Annotated in this window: 12 protein-coding genes; 7 read left to right on the top strand and 5 right to left on the bottom strand. The window is 38.5% G+C overall.

Features of this window, described 5'->3' with window-relative positions; genetic code table 11:
• Positions 1-89: 89 nt before the first annotated feature.
• Complete coding sequence (locus tag GN303_RS06680; RefSeq protein WP_110438380.1) at positions 90-269, top strand: DUF1328 domain-containing protein; 180 nt, start codon at positions 90-92, stop codon at positions 267-269.
• 344 nt (positions 270-613) lie between these two features.
• Here GN303_RS06680 and GN303_RS06675 read toward each other — a convergent pair whose 3' ends face one another.
• From GN303_RS06675 to GN303_RS06660, 4 genes are all read right to left on the bottom strand, one after another.
• Positions 614-2,161, bottom strand: a complete 1,548-nt coding sequence (locus GN303_RS06675; protein WP_110438379.1) for an efflux transporter outer membrane subunit — start codon at positions 2,159-2,161, stop codon at positions 614-616.
• Complete coding sequence (locus GN303_RS06670; protein ID WP_110438378.1) at positions 2,139-5,408, bottom strand: efflux RND transporter permease subunit; 3,270 nt, start codon at positions 5,406-5,408, stop codon at positions 2,139-2,141. Before GN303_RS06670 ends, GN303_RS06675 begins: the two co-directional genes overlap by 23 nt.
• Positions 5,405-8,560 carry an efflux RND transporter permease subunit gene (locus GN303_RS06665; RefSeq protein WP_110438377.1) on the bottom strand — a complete coding sequence of 1,052 codons (3,156 nt, stop codon included), beginning with the start codon at positions 8,558-8,560 and terminating at the stop codon, positions 5,405-5,407. The genes GN303_RS06670 and GN303_RS06665 overlap by 4 nt, the downstream gene beginning before the upstream one ends.
• 65 nt (positions 8,561-8,625) lie before the next feature.
• Positions 8,626-9,813 (bottom strand): efflux RND transporter periplasmic adaptor subunit, encoded by a 1,188-nt coding sequence (locus tag GN303_RS06660; protein WP_110438376.1) that lies wholly within the window; start codon positions 9,811-9,813, stop codon positions 8,626-8,628.
• A gap of 271 nt (positions 9,814-10,084) precedes the next feature.
• Between GN303_RS06660 and GN303_RS06655 the strand changes: the two genes are divergently transcribed.
• From GN303_RS06655 to GN303_RS06640, 4 genes are all read left to right on the top strand, one after another.
• Positions 10,085-10,246: a hypothetical protein gene (locus GN303_RS06655; protein ID WP_155565769.1), complete on the top strand. Its 162-nt coding sequence runs from the start codon at positions 10,085-10,087 to the stop codon at positions 10,244-10,246.
• A gap of 33 nt (positions 10,247-10,279) precedes the next feature.
• The gene (locus GN303_RS06650; RefSeq protein ID WP_110438375.1) at positions 10,280-10,687 is read left to right on the top strand and encodes a hypothetical protein; all 408 of its coding nucleotides are present in this window, start codon (positions 10,280-10,282) and stop codon (positions 10,685-10,687) included.
• Positions 10,688-10,837: 150 nt separating this feature from the next.
• Positions 10,838-11,473 carry a ribonuclease HII gene (locus tag GN303_RS06645; RefSeq protein WP_110438374.1) on the top strand — a complete coding sequence of 212 codons (636 nt, stop codon included), beginning with the start codon at positions 10,838-10,840 and terminating at the stop codon, positions 11,471-11,473.
• Positions 11,466-12,569, top strand: a complete 1,104-nt coding sequence (locus tag GN303_RS06640) for a site-specific DNA-methyltransferase (RefSeq protein ID WP_110438373.1) — start codon at positions 11,466-11,468, stop codon at positions 12,567-12,569. Before GN303_RS06645 ends, GN303_RS06640 begins: the two co-directional genes overlap by 8 nt.
• Positions 12,570-12,584: 15 nt before the next feature.
• Here the strand turns inward: GN303_RS06640 and GN303_RS08835 are convergent, their stop codons facing one another.
• Positions 12,585-13,196 carry an ankyrin repeat domain-containing protein gene (locus tag GN303_RS08835; protein WP_197037447.1) on the bottom strand — a complete coding sequence of 204 codons (612 nt, stop codon included), beginning with the start codon at positions 13,194-13,196 and terminating at the stop codon, positions 12,585-12,587.
• A gap of 396 nt (positions 13,197-13,592) precedes the next feature.
• Between GN303_RS08835 and GN303_RS06630 the strand changes: the two genes are divergently transcribed.
• Both GN303_RS06630 and GN303_RS06625 read left to right on the top strand, forming a co-directional pair.
• Positions 13,593-14,792 (top strand): CCA tRNA nucleotidyltransferase, encoded by a 1,200-nt coding sequence (locus GN303_RS06630; RefSeq protein WP_110438372.1) that lies wholly within the window; start codon positions 13,593-13,595, stop codon positions 14,790-14,792.
• A gap of 117 nt (positions 14,793-14,909) precedes the next feature.
• Entirely contained in the window at positions 14,910-16,667 is a 1,758-nt protein-coding gene (locus GN303_RS06625; RefSeq protein ID WP_110438620.1) for an ABC transporter ATP-binding protein, read from the top strand.
• The last annotated feature ends 5 nt before the right edge of the window (positions 16,668-16,672 follow it).

Genomic DNA, 16,672 nt, shown 5'->3' with positions numbered 1-16,672 from the left:
GGATTATAATTAAGTTGTAAAAAAAATATATGTTAACGCGTTAGGCTTTTGGAAGAATCTTGGGATAGATTGAAAAGGAGAGCCGGGATATGCTTAAAATTGCATTTATTTGTCTTTTAATTGCTTTATTGGCTTGGCTTCTTGGTTTTACAAGTGTGGCAATTATAGCAGCAGGTATTGCTAAGATTATATTTTTTATTGCACTGTTATTCGCTTTTTTATTTTTTATTCTTGCGTTTTTGGTTGGAAGAAAATTACTTAATAATTAATTTCTTGAGATGTTGAGTTGTAAATTAATTTTAGTGATATGTTAAAATAATTGATTTGTTTGTCATTTTTTAGGGACATGAAACAAAGACAGGGAATGAGTTCGCAGTATTAAGCTTAAAATATCATTGATTTAAAAATGTATTAAATATTGGCTTTTTATAAGAAACCAATTTTATTTTGTGAATTTTTTTTATGATAGTTTAATATATTTTACGTTTGATTTTAAATCAAATATTTTAAGATTTTGGATATTGTTCAAAATTAAAAAACCTTGTTTCTGAAAAAATGAAATCACTAACAAATTATTATTTATTAAAATAATTTCATTTTTTGTATAATAGAGCTAGTTTTTGTTTTGCTGTAATACAGAAGGTATAAAAGGTATATTGGAGGTTAAAGAGGATTTGCTTGGCAATCGATCATCCTTCCAGCCACCTCCAAGGTTTTCGATCAACAAGACGCTATCCACCATTTGCTGTTGCTGTATTCCAAGAGCTGTTTGTTGATTATTTAATAAAGCGACTTGTTGAGTTACAACAGTGGTATAATCGTGAGTGCCGCTCATATATTGTGCCAGGGCTACTTTAAGGGTTTTGTCAGCGTATTCAACCGCTGCTTGTTGCTGGATTTTTTGATCGTTCAGGATATTAAGGTTAGATAGTTGATCCTCAACGGATTGCAAGGCTGTAAGAATGGTTTGCCTATATTGAGCCACAGAAGCATCATATTGTGCCTCTGCCTGTTTGACCATTGAACTTCTTACCCCGCCATCAAACAAGTTTTCTGAAGCGGATGCTCCCAAAGACCAGATGCGGTTGGCAACTTGAACAAGGCTGCCCACCGGATTACCACTATAGGATAAATTGGCTGATAAGGTTACATCGGGGAAAAATGCTGCAATAGCAGCTCCTATCTGGGCATTTTTTTCTTGCATATGGCGTTCGGCTGAAGCTATATCAGGCCTTCTTTGTAATAAAATGGATGGAACACCTACTGGAATTTGAGGTATGTTGTCATTTAAAATACCGTGAGGAATTGATAAATTTGCTGGGGGCTTTCCAATTAGAGTGGCAATAGCATGTTCGTATTGGGATCGAGAAATACCTGCAGCAGTCAATTGTGCCTTTGTTTGCTCAAGCTGTGTCTGTGCCTGTAATAATGCCGTGGGTTCAATAACACCGGCATTATGTTGATCCTGGGTTACTTTTAAGGATTGCTCATAGGCTTTAACGGTTTTTTGCAATAAATCTATTAATGAATCTTGATATCTCAAGTTAAAATAGGTCTGGGCCAACTGGCTTTGATAAGATAGTCTTGCATTGGCAAGATCTGCGGCACTGGCTTGTGCAGCTGCTACTTGGCTTTCCGTGTTACGTCGTATTTTTCCCCAAAGATCGAGATCCCAGCTTGCAGAGGTTTGTAATGCATAAGTATTTCTTGTCATTCCGGATGAATAATTAATATTTCCGCCCCCATTACCGATGCTTCTTGCACCACCTCCGTTACCTTGACGGTCAAAATTCGTGCCAAGATTTAATGTTGGGTATAAAGCTGCCTTAGTTTGGTCAATCAAAGCACGCGCATAACGATAATTTGCTTCTGCCTGTTTTAAATTCTGATTGGAAATATCAACCTGTTCTTCCAGCTGATTAAGAACAGGATCATTATAGATAGTCCACCATTCACCTTTAGGAAAGGCGGCGGCACTGGGATTGGCTGTCTGCCATCCGTTAACTGGTTTCAATTCCTTGAACCGATGTGAAATGACTGGAGCGGGGCGATGATAATTTGGTCCAACCATACAGCCGCTTAGAAAAAAAAAGAAAGTGATCCCCACATATCGTAAGGAGAACAGGTTGATGCCCCTATTATGCACGTTGTTGTCCCCCATGAAAAAATAGTCTCTTTAACAGACGGTTATGTCGTAATCGATCCATATAGATATAAATTACTGGGGTTGTATACAAGGTCAGAGCCTGACTGACCACTAAACCCCCTACAATCGCGATTCCAAGTGGACGTCTGATCTCGCAACCATATCCATTGGAAAGAATAAGAGGAACTGCACCAAATGCAGCTGCAACGGTAGTCATGAGAATGGGACGAAAGCGTAATTTACATGCTAGTAAAATTGCTGATTTTGTATCCATGTTTTCTGACTCTTCTGCCTTGATAGCGAAATCAACCAAAAGAATGGCATTTTTTTTGACAATCCCAATAAGTAGGATAATGCCAATCATGGTTATAATAGTAAATTCTTCCCCGAACAGATCAAGCGCCAGTAATGCGCCAACACCTGCCGAGGGAAGGGTGGATAGAATTGTTAAAGGATGGATGTAGCTTTCATATAATATACCCAGTGTAATGTAAACGGCGGCAATTGCGGCAAATATGATAATGATATTATTTTTGATGCTACTCTGGAACTGGGCTGCATTGCCAGAAAAACTTCCTGCTATATTTTTTGGTAAATGAATTTTGACGGTTTCTGTTTTGATGAGCTGAATGGCATCGCTCAGTGATTTTCCTTTTGCCAAGTTAAATGATAAAGTCGCGGCAACGAACATACCCTGATGATTGACTGATAATGAGGTCAATGCTTTGTTCTGGTTAGTGACAAAAGATAATGGGATCATGGTTTCATGATTGGTGGAGACAGCTGAACCATTGGATGCACCATTACCCCCGGCAAGTCTATTCGCGATCTGGTTTCTAAAGTTATCCTGCTCGATTTTATCCTCTTGACTTAAAAATGCATTCGATTTGACACGGATTGTATTTGATACGGTTCCGCCACCGGGTGATCCTCCTGCAACACTGACCCATACCTGATTCAAGGCACCGGTATGAGGGGCGTAACGCGGATCCGTTTCCATAATGACCCGATATTGGTTTAACGGATTATAAATAATTGAAGCGGCACGCTGTCCAAAAGAATCAAACAACGTATTTGAAATAAGTTGTGGTGTTAAGTTAACTCGTGCGGCTGTATCCCGAAGAATATCAATATTGATTGCCTCACCTCCCTGTTGGACATCGGAAGAGACATCTGTGATGATACCGGGATGTTTTTTTAGTGCTTCAACAAGTTTGGGCATCCATTTATATAATTCGCTAGAGGAATCTGATTGTAAAGTATATTGATAGTTTGCGTTACTTGAACGCCCGCCTACATGTAATATATTGGGAGGGAAAATATAGAATTTCGCGCCAACCATATTTTGTAATTTTTTAGAAAGTCGCGCTTGAGTTTCAAAAATATTGTTTTTTCGTAATTTTTTATCTTTTAAGGAAATAAAGATATTTCCCTGATTGACCGCTTTGCCTCCAGTAAAGGAGGAAATGGATGCAATATCCGGATCATTTATAAGTATTTTCTGAACAAACTGGATTTTTTCTTTCATGTTTTGAAAGGAAATGGATTGATCGCCCTGAAGATGGCATAACAAAACCCCGATATCCTCATTAGGCATGAAACCTTTAGGCATGGTTATAAAAAGGAAAATCATAAGGATAATCGTTGCAGGAATTGATAGGGCAACGAGAAGGGGATATTTAAGGATGTGCGAAAGAGTGCTTTGATAAAGTTGATCACAATAATCAAATAATTTTATAAAATAATGATTAATTTTATATCCCCGTTTATTATTGTTTCCTTGGTGTCGCATAAGAATAAAAGCACACATCATGGGAGTTAGAGTCAGGGAAAGGATCATCGAAATAATCAGGGTTATAGAAAGGGTCATGGCAAATTCATGAAACAATTTTCCTATCAAACCACCCATCAGCAATATCGGCAGGAACACGGCAATCAAAGATATAGTGATCGAGATTACCGTAAACGAGACTTCCTTTGCACCATATAAAGCGGCAGCTTTGGGAGATATACCATTCTCCAAATGCCGGTTTATATTTTCCAGCACAACAATGGCATCATCCACGACAAAGCCGGTTGCGATGGTTAGCGCCATTAAGGAAAACGTATCAAGTGAATAACCCAATAATTTAAGAATGGCAAATGTGGAGATAATGGAGGCTGGCAAAACAACGGCAGGAATAATAATGGCTCGAATGTTTCTTAGAAAAACCAGAACAACCGTTATGACTAGAACAATAGATATGACCAATGTCATTTGGGTATCAAACAGGGTTGCCCTGATTGTGGTTGAACGATCAATGGCAATGTGCAGATTCACATCGGCTGGTAAGGCTGCCTTTATCAATGATAACTTTTTATGAATCAAACTGGTTGTCTTGATGACATTACTACCAGCTTGAGGAAAAATAACCAGAATGATGGAGCGTTTATCGTTATAATATCCCGCATGATGTAAGTCTTCAACGTCGTCTTTTACTGTTGAGATGTTCTCTAACATGACAGGTGCATGATTTCTATATGCAATTACGAGGTTTCGATAGGCTTCAGCCTTTGTTGCCTGATCATTGGTTGCTAATTGATAGCGTTTGTCACCTTCCTCAATAAAACCTTTGGGTGTATGAGCGTTGGTTGATGCCAGTGCCGCCCTGACATCTTCAAATCCAATACCGTATTTGTAAAGAGCATGCGGGTTTAGTTCAATTCTGACTGCCGGTAGTGAACTTCCCCCCAGTTCAACTTGCCCGACCCCTTTGATACTTGAGAGCTGGTGTTGCAAAACAGTTGTCGCATAATCATAAAGCTGTGGCAAGGTTTTGGTCTTGGATGTCATGGCCAAGATCATGATGGGAGAGGTGGAGGGATTCATCTTGAAATAGGATGGATTGGAACGCATCGAAGAGGGAAGGTCGGCACGTGCGGCTTGTAAGGCGGCTTCTACATCCCTTGCCGCATTATTGATATCTTTGGAAAGATCGAATTGTAAAATGATCCTGACCTGGTTTTGGGTTGATTGTGAAGTCATTTCATTGGTGCCAGGTATCTGTCCCAGCCTTCTCTCCAATGGTGCAGCAATAGAGCTGGCAATTTCCTCTGGTGTGCCGCCCGCTTGTTGGGCACGTATCATGATTACAGGAAAATCCACGTTGGGAAGATCAGAAACCGGTAATAGTTCGTAACCCAGTATACCTGTTAGAAATAATGTAACTGTGAGTAAAATTGTTGCAACAGGCCGTTGTATAAAGGGTTTTGCTATATTCATGATTCAGGTTTTTCATCAATTGGTTGGTGATTGGATAATGATGAAAAAAAATGATGCCCCCAGTTTTTAAATCTTTCCATATATAGATAAATAATGGGAGTTGTAAAAAGAGTGAGCAATTGGCTGGCAAGAAGCCCCCAAAAAATGCTGATACCCAAAGGATGCCTTAGTTCAGATCCGGTTCCTGTTCCCAGCATCATGGGAATAGCCGCTAACATGGCCGCCAGGGTTGTCATCAGAATGGGCCTGAATCGTAGAAGTGCTGCCTGATGAATTGCCTCCAGTGAGGATTTCTTGTCTTTCCTTTCAGCCTCCAGCGCAAAATCAATCATCATAATGGCATTTTTTTTGACAATTCCAATTAATAGAATGATGCCAATAATTCCCATAATATCTAAGTTGCATCCATCAATCCATAGTGCAAATAGTGCACCAATCGTGGCCGAGGGAAGGGTTGACAAAATAGTTATGGGATGAATGAAGCTTTCATAAAGAATGCCAAGGATAATATAAACAGCAATAATGGCCGCTATAACAAGAAACAATTCATTTTTAAGGCTCTTTTCAAATGCAGCCGCTATTCCTTGAAAACTGACTTGGAAGCTTGAGGGAAGATTCAGTTCCTTGTGGATGGAATTAATGATTTGTGTTGCCTCCCCCAGGGAATGACCCTTGTTGATGTTAAAGGAAATCGATATGGCTGGAAACTGACCGAAGTGGGTGACTAGAAGGGGTGCGGTGTCATGAGTGATTCTTGTTACCTGGGATAAAGGAACCAGACCGGAGGTTGGATTTCTTGTTGGACCAGAAGTTGAAGCGGAATTGTTGCCATTTATTCCGGGAAGATAAAGCTGGTTCAAAGAGGTCAAATGTTTTTGAAATTTTGGATCGGCTTCCAGAATGATCCTGTATTGGTTTGATTCTGTAAAAATAGTGGAAATTTGGCGTTGGCCAAAAGAGTCATATAAAACATTATCAATTGTTTGAGGTGTGATGGAATAACGAGCACCTGTGGCACGGTCAAGGGTGATATTGGCAACCAATCCCTGTGATTGCAGGTTTGAGGAGACATCGGAAAGGGCAGGTTCTTTTTGCAGACGGTTAACAATTTTAGGTATCCAGAGTTCAAGTTGCCTGTAATCCGGATTTTCGATCAAAAGTTGGTATTGGGTGGCTGAAAAAGTTGTTTCTAGCGAGAGATCTTGTATGGGTCGAAGATAAAGTTGTGTTCCAACAACCTGTTTTGATGCCCGGGTTATTCTTTTGATTGTTTTTTCAATAGATGTTTTACGTTCCTTTCGGTTTTTCAAATTGATCAAGAAACGTCCCTGATTAAGGGTCATATTCTGTCCGTCAATGCCGATAAATGATGAAAGGTTATCCACGTCTGGATCGTTTAAAATTGTGTTTGCCAGAGCTTTTTGCTTGTTTGCGACCGCTTTCAGCGAGGCATTTTGAGGCATGATGGATATGCCTTGTGCCATACCGTTATCTTGAACGGGAAAGAAACCCTTGGGGATGTAGTAAGCCATTATGAGGGTTATGACAAAGGTGCAACAGGTGATAAATAAGGTTAGAGGCTGGTGTTTGAAGACAAATTGTAGTCCGGTATTGTAAAATTCTATTATTCTGTCTATCACACGATCAAAAAAATAGTTGTTCTGTTTTTTTTCGATTTCGGTCAGAATATGCGCACACAACATTGGAACCAGGGTTAGAGAAACAATGGCGGATATGATGATTGTAATAGACAGGGTAACTGCAAATTCGTAAAATAAACGACCAATAATATCCCCCATGAATAATAGAGGGATAAGGACAGCGATTAAAGAAATCGTAAGCGATATGATTGTAAACCCTATTTCTTCTGACCCTTTTAAAGCGGCTTGAATTCGGTTTTCGCCCATTTCGATATATCGTGTAATGTTCTCTATCATAACAATTGCATCATCCACAACGAAACCGGTCGCTATTGTCAATGCCATCAAGGATAAATTATCTAGTGAGAAATTAAAAAGATACATTACCGCCAAGGTTCCGATCAAGGATAGGGGAACGGAAAGACTGGGAATAATTGTTGCAGAAATATTTCTTAAAAAGATAAAGATGACCAAAATAACCAAGATAATTGACAGAATGAGCTCAAATTTTACATCATGAATTGAAGCGCGAATGGATGTCGTGCGGTCAGTCAATGGCGTTAATGTTATACCAGAAGGCAATGATTTTTTTAATTGTGGTAATATTTCATTGATATTGTTAACAACCGAGATGATATTGGCCTTGGGTTGCCGTTGTACATTTAAAATCAAGGCTGGTGTTTTATTTGCCCATGCCATCAATTGACTATTTTCTGGACCGTTTATGACGGTGGCCACATCACGTAATCGAACAGGCCCATTATTGTTATAGGCGATAATTTGGTTAAGTAACTGTTCCGGATTTTTTATTTGTCCATTGGTCTGGATGGTGACGGCGCGTTTTGGGCCATCCAAATTTCCGGTGGGGGAATTGACATTAACGTTACCGATTGTTGTTCTGATACTGTCCAGATCAATTCCATATGAAGTTATTTTAGGAATATTGATTTGTACACGGATTGCCTTACGTTGTCCTCCTGATAGGGTAACCAGTCCTACCCCATTAATCTGGCTTATTTTTGTGGCCAACCTGTTATTAACGTAATCCTCAACCTCGGTCAGGGGTAGAGATTTTGAAGTAATGCCAAGCGTAAGGATAGGTGTATCAGCAGGATTTACTTTTGCATAAACAGGAGGTGCAGGCAAATCAGTGGGCAAAAGGGAGTTGGCCTGATTGATAGCTTCTTGCACTTCCTGGGCTGCGACATCCATGGAGACTGAAAGATTGAATTGTAACGTGATGACTGAAGCCCCTCCAGAGGATTGGGAAATCATTTGATTTAATCCAGGGATGGATCCCAATTCACTTTCCAATGGTGCTGTGACCGAGGTCATCATGACATCCGGACTTGCGCCCGGATAAAATGTTGAAACGGTTATTGTTGGATAGTCAACATCAGGTAACGCGGACAGGGGTAAGAAACGATAGCCTAATATTCCGCAGATCATGATGGCAATCATAAGAAGGGTTGTTGCCACGGGGCGCAAAATAAAAAGGCGTGATGGATTCATAAAAATCTCTATTTATTTATAAACTTGACAAAATTGGGAAACTGTTATGATTTTCAAGTTAATTATTATTCAGAAGATTGCGTATTTTCGGGAATGATGACTTTTGAACCTTCATGTAAAGTATCAATTCCGTCAGTAACTATTTTTTCATTCTCAACTAAACCAGCGGTTATAACCGTATGTTCACCATCATTATATCCTGTTTTGATTGTCTGTATTTTAACCGTTGAATCTTTTTGAATAACATACACAAAGGAACCATTTGGTCCTGTTTGAATAGCATTATTTGGTAAAATCAAAGCATCTTTAATAACCTTGACTAGTAAATGGGCATTTACAAATTGGTTTGGAAAAAGTTCCCAGTTTTTATTTTCAAAAATGGCTCTCAACCGAACGGTTCCTGTTGATGTGTCAATCTGACTGTCTATCACGCTTGTTTTTCCTGTGGCAAGTTTGGTCGTATTATCGGTGTTCCAAGCCTCAACGGTTAGTTCTTTTTTATTTTTCAAAGCTTCCAAGACAATGCCCAATTGATTTTCAGGTAAGGTAAAAATAACCGACATGGGGGTCATTTGGGTTAAAGTGGCCAATCCTCCGCTTTGGCCTTCGGTAATATAATTTCCCGCATCAACCTGTCTGATCCCGATGCGACCGTCAACAGGTGCACGGATGTGACAGTAGATAAGATTTAATTCTTGCTGTTTGATTAGGGCCTGATCTGTTTTGACCTGTCCTTCAAGCTGGGCAACCTTATATTGCTGATCTTGAGCCGTCATGGGGGCGATACTGTTTTGTTTTAGAAGGGTTTGATAGCGCTTATTATCCAATTTTGCCTGTTGCAGTAAGGCCGTGTCGGCTTTTAAATTGCCTTCATATTGTGCCTTCAAAGCTTCTGAGGGACGTGGGTCAATAAGGGCAAGTAAATCATTTTTCTTAACCAATTGCCCTTCCGTGAAAAATACTTGTTGTAAATAGCCGGAAATTCGTGTTTGTACGGTAACATTGGAAATGGGAACGACTGTTCCAAGTTCAGTTAGAATAACAGGTAGATGGCTTTTCTTTACAATTGTTGCTGCAACTGGTTGTTCAACAACATAATGGGAATGCTCGGAAGTTGATGAAAATACACCATAAAAACGATATGCCACCCCAATAATGACAGCTATTAGACCGATATATAAAAATATTTTTAACCATGGATGAAAACGTGAGTGAGATTTATCAGAATTTGTTGTATTTTGGGGTAAAGTCATATGCAAGAAACTTATTTTTAATGGCAATATCTAAATTTATATAATTAAAAATCAAAATAACAAAACTAATTGTGACAAAATAAATCATTGCAGAATTTAATCAATATTTAAGTTGATCACTTCATTTTTTAATATTCCTTAACCCTAGAAATTTTATATCTCTAAAAAGCGGTATTGTAATATAAGTGATTGATAATTTTATAGACTTTTTGGTTTGGAGTTGTCATAATTACCAATAGTCTATGAATTGTTATTATAAAAGGTGCATAATATGAGTAATGTAAAAGATTTTATTAAAAATACTGCTGAAAAAATTGAAAATACATTAACGGATGGAAAGGCAAAATTAAAGGACGCGGTTGACCATGCCAAACAAAATTATGAATCGGTGAAAAACGAAGCAAAAGATACACTTAAAAACATAAAAAAATGATAAGATTGCAATCCTTTTTTAAAGGAGGGAACAATGTCAAAGAATATGGAAGATACTTTAAGGGAAGTTGGTGCAAAAATTGGCAGCTCGATTGATGATGCCAAAGATAAAGCACAGGATGCCTTTTCTCGTGCCCAGGATAAAAAACAGGATACTATTGATCAATTAAAAGACAAGGTTCAAAACGTCGCGGACCAGGCCAGAGAAAAAGGCCAGGATTTAAGAAATAAAGCATCTGATCAAAAAGGAAAACGTTTTGAGGATTTTGCGGGTGTTGCCGATAATGAATTTTCGCGTCTATATGGTTCTGAGGGAAAAATGGAATGCTTGATGAATTTCATTCGGAACCGTCCTGTTGCAGCATTGGTTATCGCTTTGATTGCCGGAACATTTTTATCAAGGATGTTTAAATGTTGTTGTAAACATCGTAAATGTAAATAAGTTAATAATTAAATTTAAAATTTAGGCTTAAAAAAGCTGTTAATCAGAAGTTATTAACAGCTTTTTTTATTTTTTTCATTTTAGGGCTATTCATTTGCGACTCGTTGAGTATAGTAGGTTATTGGTTTAGAAACGAATTATTTGAGTAGAATGCATCATAAAGTATCAATTGCAGGCGTGGATGAAGTGGGAATGGGTTGTCTTGCTGGTCCTGTTGTTGCTGCCGCTGTAATGTTTCAGGAAAATATTCCTGAGGATATTTCAGAATTGCTTGATGATTCAAAGAAAATCAAATCTGCATTGAGACAAGAAATTTATGCGGTTTTAAATCAAATGCCGCATGTCAAGATTGGTGTGGCCGCGGCATCAGTTGATGAAATTTTCCATTTAAATATCAGGAAATCTGCCAGCTTGGCAATGCAAAGGGCTGTATCAAAACTAAATATTCTTCCTGATCTTGTATTGGTTGATGGAACGATCGCTCCTGATTTTGGATGTGCCACGCAAACCATTATCAAGGGGGATGGATTTTCATATTCAATTGCTGCGGCATCAATTATCGCAAAGGTTTTGCGTGATAAGCTGATGGTCGGTCTGGCACGGAAATGGGATCGGTATGGATGGGAGCATAATGTGGGGTACCCAACGGTTATGCATCGTGAGGCCTTGAGGAAATATGGTTGTTCTCCACATCATCGCCAAGGATATATCACCGTAAGACAATTTTCGTTTTCAATGGATGTAGAGCAAAAAGAGCAAGTAAAAGGTCAAGGATTTTATGAGTGAAGCAGTAAAATTAAATATACCTTTGGATCAGATTTTGAATGGTGAATGTATTCAGGTCATGAAAACCATACCTTCTGCGTCAATTGACTGTATTTTTGCCGATCCCCCATATAATTTGCAATTACAGGGAGAATTGCGTCGTCCAGATGATACAATCGTGGATGGGGTTAATGAAGATTGGGATAAATTTAAGAGTTTCCAACTATATGATCAATTTTGTCGAAGCTGGTTGAAGGAATGTCATCGTTTATTGAGAAAAAATGGAACAATTTGGGTTATTGGTTCCTATCATAATATTTTCAGAATTGGAGCAATTTTACAGGATCTTGGTTTCTGGATCTTGAATGATATTGTTTGGCGGAAATCCAATCCCATGCCAAATTTTAAGGGAAGACGATTTACCAATGCGCATGAGACATTAATATGGGCAGCCAAAGATGCTGATAGTAAATATTGTTTCAATTATCAGGCCATGAAAACCTTAAATGATGATATTCAGATGCGTTCTGATTGGTTTCTGCCTTTATGTACTGGACATGAAAGACTTCGAAATGAACATGGACTAAAATTACATCCGACCCAAAAACCAGAAAGCCTGCTATATCGCGTTATCTTGTCCTCTACAAATATTGAAGATGTTGTATTGGATCCTTTTGCTGGAACTGGAACAACCCTTGCTGTGGCAAAAAAACTTCAGCGACGTTATATCGGGATTGAACGTCATCCAGACTATATGAAAGCCGCCCTTCGACGTGTGAACAATGAAAAGCCGTTATCGATTGAAGATATTAAAGTCACCCCTTCCAAACGAGAGATTCCTCGTGTTCCTTTTGGAAACCTGATTGAACAGGGATTTATTCAGCCAGGAACAATCTTGATGGATCGAAATAAACGCGTTTTTGCTACAGTAACATCCGATAGCACTGTTATCAGTGGAAACAAAAGAGGTTCCATTCATAAAATTGGGGCCCTTGTAACAAATTCACCTTCTTGTAATGGATGGACCTTTTGGCATTTCGAAAGAAATGGAGGATTATATGCTCTTGATATATTGCGTAATGAATATAATGCAATGACTAAATTGGCCAAATCTTAAATTCGAATGTAAAACCTAGCTTTTGTTAAAACCGAGAAAGCCGATTTCAGGTTTGGAAATATTGTTATAATGTGAATATGTGTTTGATTGGTTGAGATTTGAAACAGTTTTACGTTGATTTTGACCTTTAATGGATAAATGTCCTTTTTCACTTTTAACCGAAACCGTTGATATTTCTCTATCACCATTTAGTTTTTGAGGTGAGTTATTATAGCCACGCATTGACAAAAGCAAAAAGGTGATGCGATCGCGATTAAGATCAATGGACATTTCCAGAGGTGTTTGACCCAAGACGTTGGTTGCATGTAAATCGGCACCACGGTTTAAAGCATCTTGTGCAGCGTAAAGGTTTCCGACATTGATCGCTTCAAAGAGGGATTGTGTTGGATTTTTGCTATCATCATCATTTGAATCATCATCAGTTGGATCATCATCGTCATCATTTGTTGATGTTTTGTTTGCTTGACTATTTTGCTTGTTGTTTTTGGATGAAGAAGTTACTTTTGATGTTTTTTGTTCAGGGTTGTTTTTTGCTGTCTGGGCAACGCCAGACAGGACAGGTAATGTAAAATATCCGCTGAACGCAAGGCAGAATAGCAAAGATAATAAACGAGATTGATAATTCATGTGATTATTCTCTTGATAGAAACCAAAATCCTGAAGCTAATATTTCTTTTATCAAATCAATCATGAATAAGAAACACTTTCTTTATATCATATTTCAAAAGATATTTTGCATATTAAGTTCATGGATATGCATTTACAGTTTATTTGTTATGACATAATGATAAAATTCAGAATAGGAATGATGTGGATATGATAGATTTATAACATAACCATTATTCATCAAGAAAGAATTGAAATGGGAATGATATAAATTTTCAAGAAAATAATTTTAATTTTGTATTGTTTACTGACAGGTTTGCAAAGCCGCAAAGAATTATTGATGGGTCTGTTGTTGAATTAATCTCTAAGGAATAGGATGGGTCGTTTCAATAGAATGATTATAAAAGTGACTGTTTCATGAATATTTTGGATAAATTACCTGATCAATCCAAAAAGGATTTAAAAAAATTATGGGATATTTTTCCTAATGCACGCTTAGTTGGCGGTGTGGTTCGGGATTTGCTTGTTCAGAAACCAATTTCTGATATTGATATCGCAACCATGGATCTCCCTGACCGTATAATTGAAAAATTAAGTCGGGCAGGGATAAAGGGGATACCTACAGGTATTGAACATGGAACAGTTACGGCAATAATAAATCATCATTCATATGAGATAACGACATTACGTAAGGATATTAAGACTGATGGGCGACATGCCAAGGTTGTTTGGACACAGGACTGGCGAGAGGATGCTGCCAGACGTGATTTTACAATTAATGCTTTATATTGTGATAAAAATGGAAAATTATGGGATTATTTCCATGGACAGGAAGATCTTTCATTAGGTCATGTTCGTTTTGTAGGAACGGCACATGAACGTATTGCAGAAGACTTTTTAAGGATTTTAAGATATTTTCGTTTTTATGCACGCTATGGCAAAACTCAACCGGATTTAGATGCTGTGAATGCCATTCAGTTTTATGCGACACAGCTTGATACTTTGTCGGCAGAGCGAGTTTGGTCAGAATTAAGAAAGATTATCACGGGTCCAAGAGCGGGGGATGTATTAAATTTGATGGATAGATATGGGGTTTTAACCATTTTAATGCCTTTTGGGTATCGTATTGATCCGTTTCTTAAACTTATCGCGGCAGGAGTGCCTGATAATGCAATTATTCGCTTGTCTGCCTTAATTAAGGGGTCTGCCACATTAGTTGCAAAAAAGTTTAAATTGTCCAATAAAGATGCTAAATTCTTATCAAGATTGGAAAAACCGTTATCCTTAAAAGCCGATGCATCGGATAAGCGGCTTGTTCAATTAAAGGCATTATATTCTCTTGACGTTCTTATTGGCCAAAGCTGGCTAGAACAGATTAAACACCAGGATGATGATTTCATTCTATGGGATAAATGGCGTAAACGGGTTATTGATATACCGACACCAGTTTTCCCCGTAAAAGGTAAGGATTTAATTGAACTGGGAGTTGAAAAAGGTCCAATAATGGGGAAAATTCTTGAATCGGTTAAAATATGGTGGATTGATGGTGGATGTTATGCTTCCGCCTTGGATTGTATAGAGTGGTTAAAAAGACACAGTTTGAAAAATACAGATTAAATATTCGATTTAATATTTTAATTTGGGTTAAAAAGCTTTCATATCATTTGCTCCATGTAAAAGTATCAAAGTGTGAATCAAGAACAAAAAAACAATAAGAAACAAACTAAAAGAAAGATGTTTTTATCCCTGATACTGGGGGAAGATAAAAGTTGGCCTTTTCTTCAACGTTTATGGAGAGAGCAAATACGTTTTTATCCGAAACGTATTTTATTGATTGTTATCTCGACAATTTTTATGGCCGGATTGACAGCTTTATACCCTTTGGTGATAAAGCGCGCATTGGATATGTTTAAGGATAATGATCCTCGAATTTTGTATCAGATCCCTGCCCTGGTTGTTATGGTGACGGCCGCAAAGGCCGCGTCACAATATATTCAGACGCTTTCCGTACAAGATTTGGTTTTACAGATTATACGGGGGCTGCAGAAAAAAATGTTCTTGCATCTGGTTCATGCAGATATCTCGTTAGTTGAAAAGGAAGCCCCCGCACAGCTTTCCGCCCGTTTTACCACTGATGCATTATCCATACGTGAAGCCATGATAAGAATGGTTAATGCGTTTGGAGATGCAATTACGGTTATTAGTTTGATTGTTTCGATGTTCTATATGGATTGGGAGTTGAGTTTAATCGCGGCTCTATTATATCCAATCGCTGCTGTACCTATTCAAAAATTGGGAAAGCGAGTGCGCAAAGCATCCGGAAATATGCAGGAACAGGTTGGAAAAACCGCAGCGTTATTGAATGAGACTTTTTCACAGGCTAGAACCGTTCGTGTCTATGGAATGGAAAAGCGTGAAATCAGACGGTTGGGTCAATCATTTGATCAATTATATGATGCTACTCTAAAAATTATTCGAGGTCGTGCAAAAGTTGATCCAATTATGGAGGTTTTGGGAGGAAGTGCCGTTGCGGCGGTTTTAGGATTTGCTGGCTGGCGTGCCGCGATGGGCGGTGCAACCTTGGGGGATTTTTCAGGCTTTGTAGCGGCTTTGCTTTTGGCGGCAAGACCGTTGCGGGCCCTGGGATCTTTAAATGCGGCAATGCAGGAAGGCATATCTGGTCTAAACCGTATTTTTAATATTATTGATCAACCTATCAAAATAAAAGATAAAATGAATGCACTGCCTTTACCTAATGGAAAAGGGAAAATTCAATTTCAAAATGTGCATTTTATTTATCCAGATCGTGAAGTCGGATTGCATGGTTTGAATTTTGAAATTGAACCGGGCCAGACTGTTGCCCTGGTTGGTCCCTCGGGTGCGGGAAAATCAACGGCGTTGACTTTGATCCCTCGTCTACACGATATACAGCAGGGACAGATCATTTTTGACGGAGTTGACTTGCGGAACATCAAAATTCATGAATTGCGTTCAGCAATCGCCTATGTTCCACAAGATCCGTTGTTATTTGATATGTCTATTATCGATAACATTCGGATCGGTAATCCGTATGCAAGCAAAGAGGAGATCGAAAAAGTCTTGGAAGGGGCAGCTATCAATCGTTTTCTTGGAGATTTACCAAAAGGCCTGGATACAAATGTTGGTCATGGTGGACAATGTCTTTCAGGAGGTCAGCGTCAGAGAATTGCCCTTGCACGTGCGTTAATAAGAAACCCTCGTTTATTGTTATTGGATGAAGCGACAAGTGCATTGGATACGGAAAGTGAACATGTCATACAAAAAGCCTTGGCTAAACTGCGAAGGGATTGCACGACTTTAATTGTGGCCCACCGTTTGTCTACTATACGAACAGCCCATGTCATTATCGTTGTTTCGGATGGAAAAGTTGTAGAACAGGGAAATCATGATTATTTAATGAAACAGCAGGGCATGTATGCCAGATTGATACAGACTCAGAATCTGGATTATTAATAATT

Origin of the sequence: Commensalibacter melissae (genome assembly GCF_009734185.1) — a bacterium.
In the GTDB taxonomy this organism is placed as follows: Bacteria; Pseudomonadota; Alphaproteobacteria; order Acetobacterales; family Acetobacteraceae; genus Commensalibacter; species Commensalibacter melissae.
This window is presented reverse-complemented; position numbering and strand designations above follow the sequence as displayed.

Coding starts and splice junctions, on each gene's coding strand:
- GN303_RS06670 (WP_110438378.1), bottom strand. CDS start 5,408: ATGAATATAGCAAAACCCTTTATACAACGGCCTGTTGCAACAATTTTA.
- GN303_RS06655 (WP_155565769.1), top strand. CDS start 10,085: ATGAGTAATGTAAAAGATTTTATTAAAAATACTGCTGAAAAAATTGAA.
- GN303_RS06645 (WP_110438374.1), top strand. CDS start 10,838: ATGCATCATAAAGTATCAATTGCAGGCGTGGATGAAGTGGGAATGGGT.
- GN303_RS06640 (WP_110438373.1), top strand. CDS start 11,466: ATGAGTGAAGCAGTAAAATTAAATATACCTTTGGATCAGATTTTGAAT.
- GN303_RS06650 (WP_110438375.1), top strand. CDS start 10,280: ATGTCAAAGAATATGGAAGATACTTTAAGGGAAGTTGGTGCAAAAATT.
- GN303_RS06660 (WP_110438376.1), bottom strand. CDS start 9,813: ATGACTTTACCCCAAAATACAACAAATTCTGATAAATCTCACTCACGT.
- GN303_RS06630 (WP_110438372.1), top strand. CDS start 13,593: ATGAATATTTTGGATAAATTACCTGATCAATCCAAAAAGGATTTAAAA.
- GN303_RS06680 (WP_110438380.1), top strand. CDS start 90: ATGCTTAAAATTGCATTTATTTGTCTTTTAATTGCTTTATTGGCTTGG.
- GN303_RS06665 (WP_110438377.1), bottom strand. CDS start 8,560: ATGAATCCATCACGCCTTTTTATTTTGCGCCCCGTGGCAACAACCCTT.
- GN303_RS06625 (WP_110438620.1), top strand. CDS start 14,910: ATGTTTTTATCCCTGATACTGGGGGAAGATAAAAGTTGGCCTTTTCTT.
- GN303_RS08835 (WP_197037447.1), bottom strand. CDS start 13,196: ATGAATTATCAATCTCGTTTATTATCTTTGCTATTCTGCCTTGCGTTC.
- GN303_RS06675 (WP_110438379.1), bottom strand. CDS start 2,161: ATGGGGGACAACAACGTGCATAATAGGGGCATCAACCTGTTCTCCTTA.